The organism is Mycobacterium sp. E2327 (assembly GCF_001672675.1).
Taxonomy (GTDB): Bacteria; Actinomycetota; Actinomycetes; order Mycobacteriales; family Mycobacteriaceae; genus Mycobacterium.
This window is the reverse complement of sequence record NZ_LZKE01000216.1, coordinates 11,761-31,979: the sequence shown is the minus strand read 5'-3', so window position 1 is coordinate 31,979 and position 20,219 is coordinate 11,761. Positions and strand designations below refer to the sequence as shown.

The window sequence follows — 20,219 nt, the reverse complement described above, 5'->3', positions numbered from 1 at the left end:
TGCCCGGTGGCGCACCTACTGGGAGCCGAGGGCATACGTCTGGAATATCCGACTCAGGTCGTGTTCGAGTCGGTGACGCTGGGGGTCAACGACGGCGCGCGCATCGGCATCGTCGGACGAAACGGCGACGGCAAGTCCAGCCTGCTGGGCCTGCTGACCGGCCGGCTGCGGCCCGACGCCGGGCGCGTCACCCGCCGCAGCGGGCTGCGGGTGGGCGAGCTGAGCCAGGCCGACACCCTGGACGCGGACCGCACGGTGGGCTGGACCTTGGTCGGCGAGCAACCGGAGCATCAGTGGGCCGGCGACGCCCGGGTGCGCGACGTGGTCGGCGGGCTGGTGTCCGATATCGCCTGGGATGCAACGGTTTCCACGCTCAGCGGCGGGCAACGACGGCGGGTGCAGCTGGCGCGGCTGCTGATCGGCGAGTGGGACGTGATCGCCCTCGACGAGCCCACCAACCACCTGGACATCGAGGGCATCACCTGGCTGGCCGCCCATCTGCAAGAGCGCTGGGCGCGCAACAACGGCGGACTGCTGGTGGTCACCCACGACCGCTGGTTCCTCGACGAAGTCGCCACCGCGACGTGGGAGGTGCACGACGGGATCGTCGAGCCGTTCGAGGGCGGCTACGCCGCCTACGTGCTGCAGCGCGTCGAACGCGACCGGCTGGCCGCCGCCGCCGAGGCCAAGCGACAGAACCTGATGCGCAAGGAGCTGGCGTGGTTGCGGCGCGGCCCGCCGGCGCGGACGAGCAAGCCCAAGTTTCGGATCGAGGCCGCCAACCAGCTGATCGCCGACGTGCCACCGCTGCGCAACACCGTCGAGCTGGCCAAGCTGGCGACCGCGCGGCTGGGCAAGGTCGTCGTCGACCTGCTCGACGTGTCGGTGTCGTATGCGGGGCGGCCGGTGCTGCGCGACGTCGAATGGCGGATCGCGCCCGGCGAGCGCACCGGCATCGTCGGGGCCAACGGAGCCGGGAAGTCGACGCTGCTGGGATTGATCGCCGGCACGGTGTCACCGGACAGCGGGCGCGTCAAGCGCGGCAAGACCGTGCGGCTCGCCGTGCTGGATCAGCGGGGCGAGGAGCTGGACGCACTGGCCGGCGACCGGATCGCCGACGTGCTGGGCGGCCTGCGCGGCGGCTACGAGGTGGAGGGCAGGGAGGTCACCCCGGCCCAGCTGCTGGAGCGGCTCGGCTTCGGCCGCGGGCAGCTGTCCGCGCGGGTCGGCGACCTGTCCGGCGGCCAGCGACGGCGGCTGCAGCTGATGCTGACGCTGCTGAGTGAACCGAACGTGTTGCTGCTCGACGAGCCCACCAACGACGTCGACACCGACATGCTCACCGCGGTCGAGGATCTGCTCGACTCCTGGCCGGGCACCCTGATCGTCGTGTCGCACGACCGGTACCTGCTCGAGCGGGTCACCGATCAGCAGTACGCGATCCTCGACGGCCGGCTGCGGCATCTGCCCGGCGGCATCGACGAGTATCTGCGGCTTTCGGCGCACCGGCCGGCTGCGGCGTCGACCTCGGCGGCGCCCGCTTCGGTTTCGGGGATGTCGGGCGCGGAGCGCCGCACCGCCGAGAAGGAGCTGGCCGCGGCGGACCGTCAGCTCGCGCGCCTCGCCGAGCGGATCGCGGCCAAGCATCACGAGCTCGCCGAGCACGACCAGTCCGATCACGTCGGCCTGGCGCGGCTGACGGGCGAGTTGCGCGGCTTGGAAGGCGAGGTCGCCGCGACGGAGAGCCGCTGGCTGGAGCTATCGGAGCTACTCGAATAATCGGGTCATGGTTGAAGTCGGGCTCGAGACCTATCGGCCGGTGCGCTACCCGCCCGGCGAGGCGTTGCTGGCGCTGTACCGGTGGCGGGGTCCGGTGATCAGTTCCGGCGTCGGTCGCCACGGCTACACCTACCTGCTGGGCCCGGAGGCAAACAAGTTCGTGTTCGCCAACGCCGACGCGTTCAGCTGGCGGGAGACGTTTGAGAACCTCGCCATCGTCGACGGACCCACCGCGTTGATCGTCAGCGACGGCGACGACCACCGGCGCCGGCGCAGCGTCGTCGCGCCCGGTCTGCGACACCTGCAGGTCCAGGACTACGTGCAGACCATGGTCGCCAACGTCGACGCGGTCATCGACGAATGGCGGCCAGGGCAGCGGCTGGACATCTATCGCCAGTGCCGCTCGGCGGTGCGGCGCAGCACCGCCGAAAGCCTGTTCGGCCAGCGCATGGCCGTGCACTCGGACTTCCTCGGCGAACAACTGCAGCCCCTGCTGGACCTGACGCACATGCTTCCGCAGGCGGTGGCTTTGCAGCGACGGTTCCGGGCGCCGGGCTGGCGGCGGGCGGAGGCGGCGCGGAAACGCATCGACGACCTCGTCGACGCCCAGATCACCGCCGCCCGTGCGGATCCCAGGCCCGACGACCACATGCTGACGATGCTGATCAACGGGCGCGGCGATGAGGGCTACGCGTTGAGCGACGACGAGATCCGGGATGCGGTGATTTCGTTGATCACCGCCGGCTACGAGACGACCAGCGGCGCGTTGGCCTGGGCCATCTATTCGCTGCTGTCCTTGCCGGGCGCGTGGGACACCGCCGTTGACGAGGTGGGCCGGGTGCTCGGCGATCGGCCGCCCGCCGCCGCCGACCTCGATGCGCTGGTCTACCTCAACGGCGTCGTGCACGAGACGCTGCGGCTGTACCCGCCCGGGGTCATCTCGGCTCGCAAGGTGATGCGCGACCTCACGTTCGACGGGCATCGCATCCCGACGGGCCGGCTGCTGATCTTCAGCCCGTACGTCACCCACCGCCTGCCCGAACTATGGCCGCAGCCAACGGAATTCCGGCCGTCGCGCTGGGACGCCGGCGCGCCGGGCTACCGCAAGCCGGCTCCGCACGAATTCATTCCGTTCAGCGGGGGCCTGCACCGGTGCATCGGCGCGGTCATGGCCACCACCGAGATGACCGTCATGCTCGCCCGACTCGTGGCCCGGACCACGCTGCGGCTGCCTCCGCAGCGCATCCGCGCGCACAACCTCGCGGCGCTGTCGCCCAAGCCGGGACTTACCGTCGAGGTGGTTGATTCTCGTGGCGATCGCAAGCGCGGCGTAGCCGGGCGAAGCGGGTCGCCACCATCGACCTAGTGCCAGCGCAGTAGCACCAGTTCGGAACAGAAGCCGGGACCCATCGCGAGCATCAGCCCGGGGCTACCGCTGGGCGGCGGCTTGGCGATGGTGTCGCGCAAGATGTGCAGCACCGAGGCCGACGAGAGGTTGGCGATTTCGCCGAGCGAGCGCCATGTCAGCTCGAGCGCGTCGGGGGCGAGGTCCAGCGCCCTGGAGATCGCGTCGATCACCTTGGGGCCACCCGGGTGGCTGACCCACGCGCCGATGTCGTCCCTGCCCAGCCCGTGGGTGGCGAGGAAGCCGTTGACGTCGTCGGCCAGGTAGCGATCGATCAACGTCGTCAGGTCCGGCGACAGCACGAGTTGAAGCCCCGAGGAGCTGACATTCCAGCCCATGATCTGCAGCGAGTCGGGGTAGAGGCGGCTGCGCGAATCGAGGATGTCGGGCCCGCTCGCGCGAACCTGGTCGGCGCGACGGTCGCCGACCGCCACCACCGCGGCCGCGCCGTCACCGAACAGCGCGCTGCCCACCAGCCCGGACACCGTCGGTTTGACGGCCGGGTAGGTGAGCGAACACAGCTCGACCGCAACCAGAACCGCGACGCCGTCGGGCTCGCCGCGCAGGTAATCGTTCAACCGGGCCACCCCCGCGGCGCCGGCCACGCAACCCAATCCGAACAGCGGAACCCGGCGCACGTCGGGACGCAGCCCGAGCCGCCCGGCGATGCGGGCGTCCAGCGACGGCACCGCGATCCCGGTGACCGTGGTGGTCGCAATCATGTCGATGTCTTTCGGCTGCAGGCCGGCCTCGTCGAGCGCGCCCGACAGCGCCTCGCAGCCAAGGTCGACGGCGGCGTCGATGAAGATCGCGTTGGCCTCCCCGAAGTCGGTCAGCGTGGGGTAGCGCTCCAACGGCAGGACGAAGTGGCGGCTGTTGACCCGCGCGGCGGCGTGCAGGCGCCGCACGATTTCCTCGTGTTCCTTCAGCCCGGGAAACTCGACGAATTGGTCGGTGATCTCGCTCTGGCTATACCGATGCGGTGGCAGCGCACCGAACACGCCCGCAATAACGCTCATGCGCCCACCTTTTGGGTTATGGGCGGACGAAAGCAAAGACTTTCACCCGAGGCTGTGAACCACTCCGTAACGTGCGAAGTTTAAGAGTTTTCGCACCGCATCGCAATCCAGTTGATATTCAACGTATGTCAAATTACGGTGGGCACGCGACGCGTAATCAATTCCGCCAGCGGCAGTTTGACTATTGAACGTCTTCGCCTTCTGCCGCGTCAAGGGCAAGCGCAATTAGCGCGTCGGGGCTCAAGGAGTCGATGGCGTCCTCGGTGACCGTTGAATCGTCGAGCGACTTTTCCGGGTCGCCGGCCAACAGTAATAACTTGTCGAGCAATCCGGTTCTGCGAAGTTCCTGAAGCGGAATCTTTCTCAGCACCGACCAGACCTTTTCTTCGTCGGACTCTTCGGATTCGCCGCTCAGCAGTTGTTGGCCGAGATAATCGGCCAGCGCCGCGGGATTGGGATAGTCGAAGATGAGCGTGCGCGACAGGGCCAGCCCGGTATCGGCTTTGAGCCGGTTGCGCAATTCCACCCCGGTCAGGGAGTCGAACCCGAGATCCTGGAAGGCGCGCTCCGGGTCGACGGCGTGGCTGTCCGGATGTCCCAACACCGCCGCGGCGTGGGCGCAGACCAGCTCGGTCAGGCGGCGGCGCCGCTCGCGGGGCGGCAGTTGGCGTAGGCGCTCGGCCGTCTCGTGCGGGGCGTCCGGTGTCGGCGCATCTGCACCGCTGCCCAGCCAAAACCTCTGGCGCACAAAGCCATACGTCGGCAACTCGATCCGCCGGCCGGGCCGCAGGACCGCGCTCCAGTCGACCGCCACGCCGGTGGTGAACAACCGAGCGGCCGCCATGAGCAGCGACTCCACCTCCGGGCGATCCTTGGCCAGCGTGACCGTCGCAACGGGATGCTCGGTCACCAGGGATTGCTCCGCCGCGGCGCTGAGCCCGCCGCCGGGACCGACTTCGACGAACACGCCGGCCCCGGACGCCTCGGCGGCCCGCACTCCGTCGGCGAACCGCACCGGACGGCGCACGTGCTCGGCCCAATACCGCGCGGATCCGTACCCGGGTCCCGCAAACTTCCCAGATACGTTGGACACCAACGGTATTCGCGGCTCTTCTGGCGAGATGTCGGACACCGCGGCTTCGAAGGTTTCGATCATGGACTCCATCAGCGGCGAGTGGAACGCGTGCGAGACCGCCAACCGATGGAAGCGCCTGCCCCGGTCCGCCAGGGTTTGGGTGATGGCGCCGACGGCGGCTTCCGCGCCGGAGATCACCACCGCTTCCGGGCCGTTGATCGCCGCAATGGCCAGCCCGTCGGTGAGCAGCGGCGCCACCTCGCCCTCGCCTGCGCCGACCGCAACCATCGCGCCGCCGGCGGGCAACCCCGCCATCAACCGGCCCCGCGCCGCGACCACCTTGGCCGCGTCGGACAGCGACAACACGCCCGCGACGTGGGCGGCGGTGATCTCGCCCACCGAATGCCCCATCACTACGTCGGGGACCACCCCCCAGTGCCGCAGCAGCGCCGCCAGCCCCACTTGGACGGCGAACAACGCCTGCTGCGCAAACTCGGTGTTATCCAACAGGTTCGGGTCGCGGCCCCACATCACGCCGCGCAGCCTGTCGTCCAGCGCGGCGGCGGCCTCGTCGAAAGCCTCGGCGAACACCGGGAAGCGGCCGTACAGCTCGGCCCCCATCCCGAGCGACTGCGCGCCCTGCCCGGGAAAGACGAACGCCGTGGTGCCCGGCGCCTGCGCCCGGCCGACGAGGGCGTCGGTTCTCGGCTCGCCGCCTGCCACACCCGCCAGCGCCTCGGTCAGGGTCCCGCGATCAGCACCGACCAGCGCCGCGCGGTGCTCGAACACCGAGCGCGTCGTCGCCAACGACCACGCCACGTCGTTCGCGTCCAGCCCCGGGTCGCCGGCCACCCGCGCGTGCAGCCGCGCGGCCTGATTGGCCAACGCGCGCCGCGAGCGGCCGGACAGCACCCACACGGTCGGCCCGTTCTCGCGTTCGGTCACGGGCGTTTCCGGGCGTGCGGGCGCCTGCTCGACGATCACGTGGGCGTTGGTGCCGCCCATGCCGAACGAAGACACCCCTGCCCGTCGCGGGCCCTCCCCCGCCGGCCAGGGGGTCAGTTCGGTGCTGACGTGCAGCCCGAGGCCGTCCAGATCCATTGTGGGAGCGGCGTAGTTGAGGCTCGCGGGAATGGCACCATTCTCGATCGACAGCGCGGCTTTGAGCAAACCCGCGATGCCCGCGGCGCCGCCCGCGTGGCCGATGTTGGTCTTCACCGATCCCACGGTCAGCGGGCGCTGTCGGAGCTTGCCGATCGCCTCCCCCAGCGCGTTCGCCTCCACCGGGTCGCCGACCGGGGTGCCGGTGCCGTGCGCCTCGACATACTCCAACTCGCCCGGTTGGAGGCCCGCGTCGCCCAGGGCGCGGCGGATGACGTCGGCCTGTCCCGCGACCGAGGGAGCGGTCTGCCCGGCGGCGGCGTGCCCGGCGTTGCCGACCGCGCTGCCGCGGATGACCGCGCGGATGCGGTCTCCGTCCTCGAGGGCGGCGCGCAACGGCTTCAGCAGCACCAGCCCGCCGCCCTCGCTGCGCACGTAGCCGTCGGCGCGGGCGTCGAAGGCGTAGGTGTGGCCCGATTCCGACAGCGCTCCGAATTCCCTTTCCAGCAGGGATGTCTCGCTCGCGAGGTTGAGGTGGACACCGCCCGCGATGGCCAGCCTCGATTCGCCCGAGCGCAGGCTTTGCGCCGCGGCGTGGACGGACACCAACGACGATGACTGGCCGGCATCGATCGTCATGCTCGGCCCGTAGAGGCCCAAGGCGTAGGAAATCCTGTTCGCGATCATCGCCCGGCTGATTCCGGCGAAGGAGTGATGGTCGACGTGTTCCGCGCTGTCGAGCGTGAGCACCGCGTAGTCGTCGCTCATCGCACCGAGGTAGACGGCGACCTGTTCTCCGCGCAGGCCCTCCGGCACCAGGAACGCGTCCTCGAGAAGCTCCCAGGCAAGCTCCAGCGCCAGCCGCTGGCGGGGATCCATCGCGCCGGCCTCGCGCGGCGAGAGGTTGAAGAAGTCCGCGTCGAAGTCGGCGACGTTGTCCAGCAGCCCTTCTCGGCGGGTCTTCCCCTCGGCGACACGAGTGACTTCTTTTCCGTCGCGAAGCACGCGCCAGAATTCGGCGGGGTTGGCGGCGCCCGGGAACCTGCAGGCGATCCCGATGATCGCTACGTCTGCCGGGCGCACGCCGTCCTCCATATCAGTGTGGTGCAACACGATCCCGTGTGCGGCGTCGGTCAGGGTCCGGATTCTTCGTCGAGGATGGCGAACAGCTCGCTCTCGGTGGCGTTTTTGATGTCGTCGTTGAAAAGCTCGTCGTGGGCGGCGGGATCGGATTGTGCGGTGCTCAGGGTCAGCAGCATCTCGATGCGGGCCGTCATGCGCTTCTTGTCGTCGGGGTCCAAGCCGGGCTGGTCGATCAGCGTCTGGAGTTCACGGACGACGTCGTTGAAACGGGCCATGGGGTCGGGCTTTTCGGTGCCCGGGCCCGCGGCGAGCTGGCCGTCCAGATGCTCGGCGAGCGCGGCGGGTGTCGGGTAGTCGAAGATCAGGGTCGGCGAAAGGATGAGCCCGGTGGCGTTTTTCAGGCGGTTGCGCAGTTCGACGGCGGTGAGCGAATCGAAGCCGAGATCTTGGAAGGGCTGTTCGGCCTCGACGTCCGTGCTGCTGTGACCGAGCACCGTGGCGGCGTTGCCGCACACCAGGTCCACCAGTTCGCGGTGGCGCTGCTCGGGGGTCAGGCCGGCCAGCCGCGCCCGCAACCCGGTCGACGCCATCGCGATCTCGACGTGGTCGACCACGCGTCGGGCGGGGCGGTTGGCCAAGCCGCTCAACAGCGGGGGTAGCGCCGCGCTGTTGCGGGCGAGTGCGTCCCGGTCGAGGCGGGTGGCCACGACGACGGGTGGTTCGCTCAGCAGGGCGGTATCGAAGAGTTCGAGCGCCTGCTCGCCGGACAGCGGGGCCAGCCCGACGCGGCTTATCCGGGCCTTGTCGCGATCGCCGAGATGCTGCGTCATGCCGGAGTCCTGTTCCCAGAGCCCCCAGGCGACCGACAGTGCGGGCAGCCCATTCGCGCGCCGGTGGACGGCGAGCGCGTCGAGGAAGCTGTTGGCCGCCGCGTAGTTGCCCTGACCGGGTGCGCCGACCACGCCGGCCATCGATGAAAAGACCACGAATGCGGCGAGATTCAGGTCCCGGGTCAGCTCGTGCAGGTTCCAGGCGGCGTCGGCTTTGGCCCGCAACACCGTGTCGAGGCGCTCGGGCGTCAGCGAGGCGATCACCGCGTCGTCGAGCACCCCGGCGGCGTGAATCACCGCGCTCAACGGGGGATGCTGTTCGGGCAGCCCCGCCAACAACTCCGCCGCCGTCGCGCGGTCGCTCACGTCGCAGGCCATCACCTGGACCGTGGCGCCCGCCCGCGTCAGCTCGGCCACCAGTTCGTCGGCGCCGTCCGCGGTTTGGCCGCGGCGGCTGGCCAGGACGACGTGCCGTACCCCATGCCGGGTAACCACGTGACGGGCCACCAGACCGCCGACCATCCCGGTGCCGCCGGTGATCAACACCGTGCCGCCGGCCAGCCCGACGCCGGGCCGGTTCGGCAACGTCAGAACCACTTTGCCGATGTGCCGGGCCTGGCTGACGAACCGGTACGCCTCGACGGCGCGGCGCACGTCGAAAGCCCTTGTCGGCAGCGGCTTCAGGACGCCGGCCTCGAACAGCCCGACCAATTCGACCAACATCTCCTGGATGTGCTGCGGTCCGGCCTCCATCAGATCGAACGCCCGATACTGCACACCGGGGTGGCTCGCGGCGATCGCCTGCGGGTCACGCAGATCGGTCTTGCCCATCTCGATGAAGCGGCCGCCCGACGCGAGCAACCGCAACGACGCGTCGGTGAACTCCCCGGCCAGCGAGTTGAGCACCACGTCCACGCCGACCCCGCCGGTGGCGGCCAAGAACTTCTGCTCGAATTCCAGCGAACGCGAGTCGCCGATGTGGTCTTCGTCAAAACCCATGGCGCGCAGGGTGTTCCACTTGCCGCGGCTCGCGGTGACGAAAACTTCCGCGCCCCAGTGCCGGGCTAGCTGGACCGCGGCCATGCCGACCCCGCCGGCCGCGGCGTGCACCAGAACCCGCTGCCCGGCCCGCACGCCGGCCAGCACCGACAACCCGTACAGCGCCGTCAAGAACACCACCGGCACACCCGCGGCCTCGGTCAACGACCACCCCTGCGGCACCCGCACCAGGTACCGCTGATCGACGACGGCCTCGGAGCCCGCCAAACCCAGGATTCCCATCACCGCATCACCGCCAGCCAGGCCCGTCACCTCCGGGCCCACCTCGACGACGACCCCGGCGCCCTCGGCGCCCAACTGCGCCGCACCGGGATACATCCCGAGCGCCACCAGCACATCCCGGAAGTTCACGCCGACCGCGGCGACCCCCACCCGCACCTGGCCGGCGGCCAATTCCGCCCGGGGGCACGGCTCGGCCACCAGATCTTCGAGCGTCCCCCCGCTACCGGCGGCCAGTCGCCAGTCGCCCGCCGGCAGCTCCAGCGCGGGGCCCGACTGCACGGGCGTCATCCGCGCCTGGTAAGCGACGCCCTTGCGCACCACCAATTGCGGTTCGCCACAAGCGATTACGGACTCGGCGTCGAGCGACCCGTCGGAATCGACCAAGACCACCCGGCCCGGATGCTCGGCCTGCGCCGAACGGACCAGCCCCCACACCGCCGCGCCGGCCGGATCCGTGACGTCCTCGCCGGCCAACCCCACCGCGCCGCGGGTCAACACCACCAACGGACCGCGTCGATCGGCGGCCAGCGACGACTGCAACAGTTCCAGCGCCTTCGCGGTGGCCGCGTGCACCGACTCGACCGGGCTTCCGGCGCCGGCCGGACACTCCCACACCTCCGCGGGCTCGCCCGTCGCATCGCCGCTCAGCGAAATCGGCGACCAGCTGACCTCGAGCAGGCCGCCGCCGGGACGACCCGCCGCCGCCAGCTGTTCGGGCGACACCGGGCGAACCACCAGCTCCCGCACCGACAACACCGGCAGCCCCGCCGCATCGGCGATCTCCAGCGACATCGCCCCCGACCCCGCCGGCGCAATCCGGACCCGCACGTGGGCTGCGCCCGCGGCATGCAACGTCACACCCTGCCAGGAGAACGGCAGCAGGATCTGATCCTGCTCGCCGCACACCCCCAGAGCGTGCAGGCTCGCGTCGAGCAACACCGGGTGAATCCCGAACCCGCCCAACGCGACCCCCGCGTCCGGCGGGACTGCGGCTTCCGCGAAAATCTCCGTTCCCCGCCGCCACACGCTCCGTAGCCCCCGGAACGCCGGGCCGTAGCCGTAGCCGCGGCCGGCCATGCCCTCGTAGGCGCCGCCGACGTCGACGGCGACCGCCCCCACCGGCGGCCATGCCGAGGAATCCGCAATCGGCGCCACCGCCCGCGCCGTCAACACGCCCTCGGCGTGCAGCACCCATCCCGAATCCGACTGCGCACCCGAGGAATACACCGACACGGCCCGAGCGCCCGCGTCGTTGGCGACACCCACCAGCACCTGAACCTGGACCCCGCCGGTTGCCGGCAACACCAGCGGCGCGGACAACGTGAGCTCCTCGATTGCCGAACAGCCGACCTCGTCACCGGCGCGCAGCGCCAGCTCCACGAAGCCGGCCCCGGGAAACAGCACCACCCCGCCCACCGCGTGATCGGCCAGCCACGGTTGCGCCGCGAGCGAGAGCCGGCCCGCTAACACCACCTCTCCCGAATCGGGCCGCTCCACGACCGCGCCCAGCAGTGGATGGTCGGACCCGGTCAGGCCCAGGCCGTCGACATCGCGTGACCCCACCATCTCCGCCGACAGCCAAAACCTGCGCCGCTGAAAGGGATACGTGGGCAGGTCGACGCGTTCGGGGTCGAGGCCGGCGAACGTCGCGGTCCAGTCCACGCCCACCCCGGCGGCGAACAGGCGCGCGGCAGCGGTGAGGAGCGACTCGACCTCGGCCCGGTCTTTGGCGACGGACACCACCGCTTCGGTGGTCGACGACTGCGCCACCGCGGCCGTCAGCGCCTTACCGGGCCCCACTTCGACGAACACCCCGGCCCCGAGCGTCTCGGCCAGTTGGATGCCGTCGGCGAAGCGCACCGGTGCGCGGACATGCTCGACCCAATATTGCGGCGAGCCGTACCCTGACCCGGCCACCTGGCCGGTCACGTTGGATATCAACGCAATCCGCGGCTCGGCGGGGATTATCTGGCCGACCACCTCCGCGAACCGATCGATCATGGGTTCCATCAGCGGCGAGTGGAACGCGTGCGAGACCGCCAATCGATGTATCCGCCGGCCCTGCGTCGCCAACCGGTCGGCCACCGCGTCCACCGCGGCCGCCTCGCCCGAAATCACCACGGCGCCGGGCCCATTGACCGCCGCCAGGCTGACGCCCTCGGTCAACAACGGCGCCACCTCGGCCTCACTGGCGGCCACCGCGACCATCACGCCACCGGCGGGCAGCGCGCCCATCAAGCGACCCCGCGCGGCCACCAGTTGGGCCGCGTCGGCCAGGGACAGCACCCCGGCGACGTGGGCGGCCGCGATCTCACCGACGCTATGGCCGATCACCACATCGGGCTGCACACCCCAGGACCGCCACAGCGCGGCCAGCGCGACCTCGACCGCGAACAGTGCCGGCTGGGCAAACTCCGTGCTTTCCAACAGGTTCGGGTCATCTCCCCACACCACCTGGCGCAACGGCAACCGCAGGTGTTCGTCCAGGGCCTGCGCGGCCTCGTCGAAGGCGCGGGCGAACTCCGGGAACCGCCGGTGCAGCGCCGCGCCCATCCCCAGCCGCTGCGACCCCTGGCCGGGGAACAGCCACACCGTCTTGCCCGCCGCCCGCGCCCGTCCGACGACCGTGTCGGGGCCGGGGTCGCCGGCGGCCAGCTGCACCAAACTCAGTTGCATCGCCACGCGGTCGTCGCCCACCACCACGGCCCGATGATCGAAGGCGGAGCGCGTCGTGGCCAACGACCACCCGACATCGATGACGTCTAGGCCCTCGTCGGCGCTCACCCGCGCCAGCAGCCGCTTCGCGTACGCGCCCAGCGCCTCGGGCGAACGAGCCGACAGCACCCACGGCGCCACGACCGCCTGGCGGGGCTCATCGCGTTCAACCGCAACGCCTTCCAGCGCCGGCGGCTCCTCGACGATCACATGGGCATTGGTCCCGCTGATCCCGAACGACGACACCCCCGCCCGGCGCGGACGATCCCCCGCGGGCCAGGGCCGTGCCTCGGTCAACAACGACACCGCCCCCGCCGACCAATCCACATGCGGGGAAGGCACATCCACGTGCAGCGTCTGGGGCATCACCCCGTGGCGCATCGCCTGGATCATCTTGATCACCCCGGCCACGCCGGCGCCGGCGGAGGTATGGCCGATATTGGATTTGATCGATCCGAGCCACAGGGGTTCGACGCGGCCTTGGCCGTAGGTCGCCAGAAGTGCCTGGGCCTCAATCGGATCCCCCAGCACCGTCCCGGTCCCGTGGCCCTCGACCACGTCGACGTCGGCGGCGCTCAGGCCGGCGTTGGCGAGCGCAGCGCGGATCACCCGCTGCTGTGACGGACCATTCGGCGCGGTCAAACCGTTCGAGGCGCCGTCCTGGTTGACCGCCGAACCGCGCAGCACCGCCAGCACCGGATGCCCCAGGCGGCGGGCGTCACTCAGCCGCTCCAGCAGCAGCATGCCCGCGCCCTCCGACCACGCGGTGCCGTCGGCGGCGCCGGCATACACCTTGCACCGGCCGTCGGGCGCCAGCGCCCGTTGCCGGCTGAACTCCACGAAGGCGGCGGGGGTGGCCATCACCGTCACGCCGCCGGCCAGGGCCAGCTCGGACTCCCCCGACCGCAGCGACTGCGCCGCCAGGTGCATGGCCACCAACGACGACGAGCACGCGGTATCCACGGACACCGCGGGGCCTTCCAGGCCCAGCACGTATGCGACCCGGCCGGAGGTCACGCTGAGGGTCGAGCCGGTGAGCCCGTAGCCCTCCAGCTCGCCCTTCACCTCGCCGCCGTAGCCGGCGTGGATGACTCCGGCGAACACCCCCGTGGCCGAGCCGCGCAGCGTGAGCGGGTCAATCCCCGCCCGCTCCAGCGCCTCCCAGGAGAGCTCCAGCATCAAACGTTGCTGCGGATCCATAGCCAGGGCCTCGCTGGGGCCGATCCCGAAGAATCCCGCGTCGAAGTCGCCGGCGTCGCGCAGGAAGCAGCCGCGGCGCGTGTACATCTTGCCCTTGGCATCGGGATCCGGATCGAACAACCCGTCGACGTCCCAGCCCCGGTCGGTCGGAAAATCCGACACCGCGTCGCGGCCTTCGACCACCATGTCCCACAACGCTTCCGGCGAATCCACCCCGCCGGCGTAGCGGCAGGCCATGCTCACCACCGCCACCGGCTCCGACTGCTTGCCTTCCAACTCCAGGACGCGCCGGCGCGTCCGCCGGAGATCGGCGGTGAGGCGCTTGAGGTAATCGAGATGCTTTTCGGTGCCCGGCACCGCGTGCTCCTTAAGTTACGAGCCCAGCTCTTCGTCGAGGATGGCGAAGAGTTGGCTTTCGGTCGCGGTGTGGATGTCTGCGTCGTCGGTGTCGTCGAGGTGGGCGCTGGTGAGGGTGGTCAGCAGGTTTTGCAGCCGGATGGCCAGGTGCGCCTTGTCTTCCGGGTTCCAGTCGGTTCGGTTCAGGAGCGCTTGCAGCTCTGCGGCGATGTCGTTGGCGCGGGCCGCCGGGTCGGGCTTCTCGGTCCCGACCGCGAGGCGGGCGTCCAGGTATTCGCCCAGCGCGGTCGGCGTGGGGTGGTCGAAAATGATCGTGGGCGAAAGGGTGAGCCCGGTGGCGGTTTTCAGCCGGTTGCGCAGTTCGACCGCCGTCAGCGAGTCGAAACCCAGTTCCTGAAACGCCCGTTCGGCGTTGATGTCCGCCACGTCGGTTCGTCCCAGCACCGTGGCGGCGTTGCTGCGCACCAACTCGACGAGCTCGCGGTGGCGCTGGTCGGGGGCCAGTTCCCGCAGCCGCGCGGTCAGCCCCGTCGTCGAGGCGGTCACGGAGGCGTCGTCGATGACGCGGCGCGCGGGACGGGTGGCCAAACCGTGCAGCAGGGGCGGCAGCGCGGCGGCGTTGTGCGACAGCGCGATCCGGTCCAGGGACGTGGCCACCACGACGGGCCGCTCGCCCACCAAGGCGGCGTCCAGACGCTGGAGGGCCTCGGTGGTCGACAACGGCGCAAGGCCCAGCCGGCTCATGCGGTCCTTGTCCGTGTCGCCCAGGTGCGCGGTCATCGCCGAAGCCTGCTCCCACAGGCCCCAGGCCACCGACAAGCCGGGCAAACCATTCGCGCGGCGATGGGCGGCGAGCGCGTCCAGGAAGCTGTTGGCCGCAGCGTAATTGCCCTGACCGGGGGTGCCGACGATCCCCGCCATCGACGAAAACAGCACGAACGCGGACAGATCCAGCCCCGCGGTCAGCTCGTGCAGGTTCCAAGCCCCATCGACCTTGGCGCGCAACACCGCATCCACCCGCTCGGGCGTCAACGACGCGATCAACCCGTCGTCCAGCGTCCCCGCGGCATGAAACACCCCGCGCAACGGATACTCGGCCGGTACCCGCGCCAACAGCGCCGCGGCCGCGTCCCGGTCGGCCACATCGCAGGAGAGCACGGACACCCCGGCCCCGGCCGACCGTAACTCGGCCTCCAGCTCGGCTGTTCGTTCGTCGCCGCCGCTTCTGCTGGCCAGTACGACGTGGGCCACCCCGTACTGGGCGACGAGATGACGTGCCAGCGCCGAGCCGGCCATCCCGGTTCCGCCGGTGATCAGCGCGGTGCCCCCGGAAAGCCCCGACGACAGCGTCAGCACGATCTTGCCGACGTGGCGGGCCTGGCTGACGAACCGATACGTCTCGGCGGCGCGGCGCACGTCGAAAGCCCTTGTCGGCAGCGGCTTCAGGACGCCCTCTTTGAACAGATCCGTCAGCTCGGCCAGCATGGCCGCGATGCGATCGGGGCTGACCTCGGTCAGATCGAAGGCCTGATAGCGCACGCCCGGATGCTGCGCGGCGACCTCGTCGGGGTCACGCAGGTCGGTCTTGCCCATCTCGACGAAGTGCCCTCCGTCGGCCAGCAACCGCAACGAGGCGTCGACGAATTCCCCGGCCAGCGAGTCCAGCACGACGTCCACCCCGCGGCCACCGGTGGCCGCGAGGAACTGTTGCTCGAACGCGGTTGTCCGCGAGTCGCCGATGTGGTCGTCGTCGAAACCCATCGCGCGCAGCGTTTCCCACTTGCCCCGGCTGGCGGTGGCGAAGACCTCGGCCCCCCAATGCCGCGCCAGCTGGACCGCGGCCATGCCCACCCCACCTGTGGCGGCGTGGATCAGCACCCGCTGTCCGGCCCGCAGCCCGGCCAGCACCGACAGGCCGTACAACGCCGTCAAGAACACCACCGGCACGCCAGCGGCCTCGAGCATTGACCACTGCGCCGGGACGGTGGTCACCAACCGCGCATCGACCACCGCTTCCGAGCCCACGACCCCGAGCAGCCCCATCACGCGGTCACCGACCGCCAGCCCGGACACGCCGGGGCCGACTTCGGCGATCACGCCGACGCCCTCGGCGCCCAGCTGGCCGCCGCCGGGGTACATCCCCAACGCCACCAGCACATCCCGGAAGTTCACCCCGACGGCGGCCACCGTCACGCGCACCTGGCCGGCGGCCAGTTCCACCGGCGGGCTCGTCCGCACGACCAGGTCCTCCAGCGTCCCACCGCCGCCGACGTCCAACCGCCAATTCCCCTGCGGCAGCGCCAACGCCGCGTCGGACGGCACCGGCGCCAGCCGGGCGGCATACGCGACCCCGGCCCGAATCGCCAATTGTGGTTCGCCGCAACCGATTACCGTGCTCGTGTCCAGCGACCCGTCCGAATCGACCAGCACCACCCGGTCGGGATGCTCGGCCTGGGCGGAGCGGACCAGCCCCCACACCGCAGCACCGGCCAGATCCGTGACGTCCTCACGGGGCAGCGCGACGGCGCCGCGGGTCTGCACCACCAGCACCCCGTGCCCGTCGCCGGCCAGCCAGGACTGCAACACCCCCAACGCCTCGTGAACGGCCTCGTGCGTTGCCCGCACCACATCCGAGCCCGCGCCCGGCTCCCACACCACCACGCCATCGCCAACACCGCTGTCACCCAATGGCGTTGGTGACCAGGCGACCTCGAGCAGCCCGCCGCCGCCTGGGACCGCCGCCGACAGCTGTCCCGCCGACAGCGGCCGTAGGTCGAGGCGTCCTACCGACAACACGGGAAGGCCCATCGCATCGGCCAGCTCGATGGACACCGCCCCGGCGCCCGCCGGGGCGATCCGCACCCGCGCCCGCGATGCCCCCGCCGCGTGCAGGCTCACCCGCTGCCAGGAAAACGGCAACACCGTCGGGGCATCCGCATCGGCCAGGCCCAGCGCGTGCAGCGCGGCGTCCAGCAAGGCGGGATGAATCCCGAACCCGTCAACCGTCACCCCGGCCTCCGATGAAACCGCGACCTCGGCGAAGATCTCGTCGCCGCGCCGCCACATGGCCCGCAATCCCCGAAAGGCCGCGCCGTATTCGTATCCCCGCGCGGCCAGGCGCCGATAGGCGTCGCCCACGTCGACCGGCTCCGCGCCCACCGGCGGCCAGGCTGACAAATCCGCGCCCGGCGCGGCCGCCCGAACCCCCAGCAGGCCCTCGGCGTTCAACGCCCACTCCGAATCCGGCTGCGCGCCAGCGGAATAGACCGCCACCGGCCGCGAACCCGCCGCGTCCGCACCGCCGACGACCACCTGAACCTGCGCCGAGCCGTCCGCGGGCAGCACCAACGGGGCCGACAACGTCAGCTCCTCGATCACCGGGCAGCCGACCTCGTCACCGGCCCGGGAGGCCAGTTCCACAAACCCGGTTCCCGGGAACAGCGTCACCCTGGTCACCTGGTGGTCGGCCAGCCAGGGGTGCGCGGCGGCGGACAGCCGACCCGTCAGCACCACCCCGCCCGAATCGGGTCGCTGCACCACCGCACCCAACAAGCCGTGCTCGGCCGCGGTCAACCCCAACCGACCCATGTCGCCCGAACCCATGAACTGGGCCGGCAACCAAAACCGCTGTCGCTGAAACGCATACGTCGGCAGCTCGACACGCCGCGCGTCGCCCCCGGCAAACGCCGCCCGCCAATCGACCTCGGCCCCGGCCACGTGCGCCTGGCCCAGGGAGAGCCAGAACCGGTCGAGGCCGCCGTCGTCGCGGCCCAGCGACGGGACGACGACCGCGTCTTCCACGGAATTCGCCGCGCCGACCGTCTCTTCGATGCCGGCGATCAACACCGGGTGCGGGCTGCATTCGACGAACATCCGGTACCCGGCCTCGCGTGCGCCCCGCACCGCTCGCTCGAATTCCACCGTCTCGCGGATGTTTCGGAACCAGTACTCGGCATCCAGGCCCGCCGTGTCCATGATCTCACCGGTGACGGTCGAGTAGAACGCAGTCGACGATGACCGTGGCTCGATGTCCGCCAGCGCCTGAATCAGGGGTTCGCGGATCGCGTCCACCTGCGTCGAGTGTGACGCGTAGTCGACGTCGATCCGGCGGGCCCGAACGTTGTCGGCCTCGCAGCGCCGGATCAGCCCGTCCAGCGCCTCCACATCGCCGGACACGACGACCGCCGAAACACCGTTCACCGCGGCGATATTCAGCCGATCACCCCAGCGCGCCGCCAACTCCTGTGCCTGCGGTAGGCCGCACGCCAGCGAGGCCATGCCCCCCTCGCCCGACAACTGCAGCAGGAGCAGGCTGCGCAACGCCACCACCCGCGCGCCGTCCTCGAGCGAGAGCGCTCCCGCCACGCACGCCGCGGCGATCTCGCCCTGCGAGTGGCCGATCACCGCGTCGGGGGCGACGCCCATCGACCGCCACATTTCGGCGAGCGACACCATGACCGCCCACAGCGCCGGTTGCACCACGTCCACCCGGTCCAGCCCCGGTGCGCCCGGCGCCGCGCGGATGACGTCGAGCAACGACCACTGGACGTGCTCGCCGAGCGCCTTGTCGCACCGGCGCATGTGGTCGGCGAATACTGTTGACTCGTCGAGTAATTGGGCCCCCATGCCGGCCCACTGCGAGCCCTGCCCGGGGAACACGAACGCCGTCTTGCCCGCCGCACGGGCCCGGCCCACCACCGCGCCTGCGCCGGACGAACCGGACGCCACCCCGGCCAGGCCGGCGAGCAGTGCCTCGCGGTCGGGACCGACCACGACGGCACGATGCTCGAACGTCGAGCGGCTGCTGGCCAGCGACCACCCGACATCGGCGGCGCTCAGCCCCTCGCGCTGCCCGACCCAGGCCGCCAGCCGGGCCGCCTGCTCGGCCAGCGCCGGCTCGGAGCGAGCCGACACCACCCACGGCACCGACGGCGGCTCGTCGCGTTGGGCCACAACCGGTTCGGGCTCGGCGGGTGCCTCCTCGACGATGACGTGCGCGTTGGTCCCGCTGATCCCGAACGACGACACCCCCGCCCGGCGCGGACGATCCCCCGCGGGCCAGGGCCGCGGCTCGGTCAACAACGACACCGCCCCCGCCGACCAATCCACATGCGGCGACGGCACATCCACGTGCAGCGTCTGGGGCATCACCCCGTGGCGCATCGCCTGGACCATCTTGATCACCCCGGCCACGCCCGCGCCGGCCGAGGTGTGGCCCATGTTCGATTTGATCGAGCCCAACCACAGCGGTTCGACGCGGTCTTGGCCATAGGTCGCCAAAATCGCCTGGGCCTCAATCGGATCCCCCAGCATCGTGCCGGTGCCGTGCCCCTCCACGACGTCGACGTCGGCCGCCTCGAGGCGCGCGCTGGCCAACGCCGCGCGGATCACCCGCTGCTGCGACGGCCCGTTCGGTGTCGCCAGACCGTTGGAGGCGCCGTCCTGGTTGACCGCCGAACCCCGCAGCACCGCCAACACCGGATGGCCCAACCGCCGGGCATCGCTCAGCCGCTCCAGCACCAGCATCCCGGCGCCCTCGGAGAACCCGGTCCCGTCGGCGGCGCCCGCGTAGGCCTTGCACCGACCGTCGACCGACAGCGCCCGCTGCCGGCTGAAGTCGACGAACATCGCCGGGGTGGCCATCACGGTCACGCCGCCGACCAGCGCGAGGTCGCACTCCCCCGACCGCAGCGACCGCGCCGCCAGGTGCATCGCCACCAACGACGAGGAACACGCGGTGTCCACCGACACCGCCGGGCCCTCCAGCCCCAGCGCATACGCCACCCGGCCCGACGCCACGCTCAGCGTCGTGCCGCGCATCCCGTAGCGCTCCAGCTCTCCGGGCACCCGGCCCGCGCCGCCGTACGAACCATGGAAGACGCCGGCGAACACCCCGGTCGCCGAACCCCGCAAGCCCAGGGGGTCGATCCCGGCCCGCTCCAGCGCCTCCCACGAGATCTCCAGCAACAACCGCTGCTGCGGATCCATCGCCAGGGCCTCGCTGGGCGCGATCCCGAAGAAGGCGGCGTCGAAACCGGCGACGTCGGCGAGGAACCCGCCCTGCCTCGAATAGGACTTGCCGACCGCGTCGGCGTCGGCGTCGAACAGGTCCGCCAGGTCCCAGCCCCGGTCGTCCGGGAAGTCCGACACCACGTCGCGACCCTCGGCGACCATCGCCCACAGACCCTCGGGCGAATCCACCCCGCCCGGATAGCGGCAACCCATCCCGACGATCGCCACGGGCTCGGTCGCCTGGGCCAGGTATTCGCGGTTCTCGCGCTTGAGCTGCTCGTTTTGTTTCAGGGACGCGCGCAGGGCCCTCACGAGCTCTTCGTGAGTGCTGCTCATGAGCCCCGACCTCTCGGGTTACTCAA

Annotated in this window: 6 protein-coding genes; 2 read left to right on the top strand and 4 right to left on the bottom strand. The window is 70.9% G+C overall.

All coding sequences use genetic code 11. The annotated features are described in order from the left end of the window. The first annotated feature begins 6 nt into the window (after positions 1-6). Both A5712_RS24535 and A5712_RS24530 read left to right on the top strand, forming a co-directional pair. Positions 7-1,779, top strand: coding sequence for an ABC-F family ATP-binding cassette domain-containing protein (locus A5712_RS24535; RefSeq protein WP_068111199.1), 1,773 nt, complete (start codon positions 7-9; stop codon positions 1,777-1,779). Positions 1,780-1,819: 40 nt separating this feature from the next. Continuing rightward, positions 1,820-3,145 (top strand): cytochrome P450, encoded by a 1,326-nt coding sequence (locus A5712_RS24530; RefSeq protein WP_082973642.1) that lies wholly within the window; start codon positions 1,820-1,822, stop codon positions 3,143-3,145. Here A5712_RS24530 and A5712_RS24525 read toward each other — a convergent pair. The 4 genes from A5712_RS24525 to A5712_RS24510 form a co-directional block, all read right to left on the bottom strand. Further along, positions 3,142-4,203, bottom strand: a complete 1,062-nt coding sequence (locus A5712_RS24525) for a type III polyketide synthase (protein ID WP_068111192.1) — start codon at positions 4,201-4,203, stop codon at positions 3,142-3,144. The two genes, A5712_RS24530 and A5712_RS24525, sit on opposite strands and share 4 nt — an antisense overlap. Before the next feature lie 181 nt (positions 4,204-4,384). Continuing rightward, positions 4,385-7,462 carry a type I polyketide synthase gene (locus A5712_RS24520; protein ID WP_156766752.1) on the bottom strand — a complete coding sequence of 1,026 codons (3,078 nt, stop codon included), beginning with the start codon at positions 7,460-7,462 and terminating at the stop codon, positions 4,385-4,387. Positions 7,463-7,512: 50 nt separating this feature from the next. Further along, the gene (locus A5712_RS24515; protein ID WP_068111185.1) at positions 7,513-13,845 is read right to left on the bottom strand and encodes a type I polyketide synthase; all 6,333 of its coding nucleotides are present in this window, start codon (positions 13,843-13,845) and stop codon (positions 7,513-7,515) included. A gap of 15 nt (positions 13,846-13,860) precedes the next feature. Beyond that, complete coding sequence (locus A5712_RS24510; protein WP_068111182.1) at positions 13,861-20,193, bottom strand: type I polyketide synthase; 6,333 nt, start codon at positions 20,191-20,193, stop codon at positions 13,861-13,863. Positions 20,194-20,219 lie beyond the last annotated feature (26 nt).

Excerpts from the sequence above, each read along its gene's own strand:
- A5712_RS24525 (WP_068111192.1), bottom strand. The coding sequence starts at position 4,203 with ATGAGCGTTATTGCGGGCGTGTTCGGTGCGCTGCCACCGCATCGGTAT.
- A5712_RS24510 (WP_068111182.1), bottom strand. The coding sequence starts at position 20,193 with ATGAGCAGCACTCACGAAGAGCTCGTGAGGGCCCTGCGCGCGTCCCTG.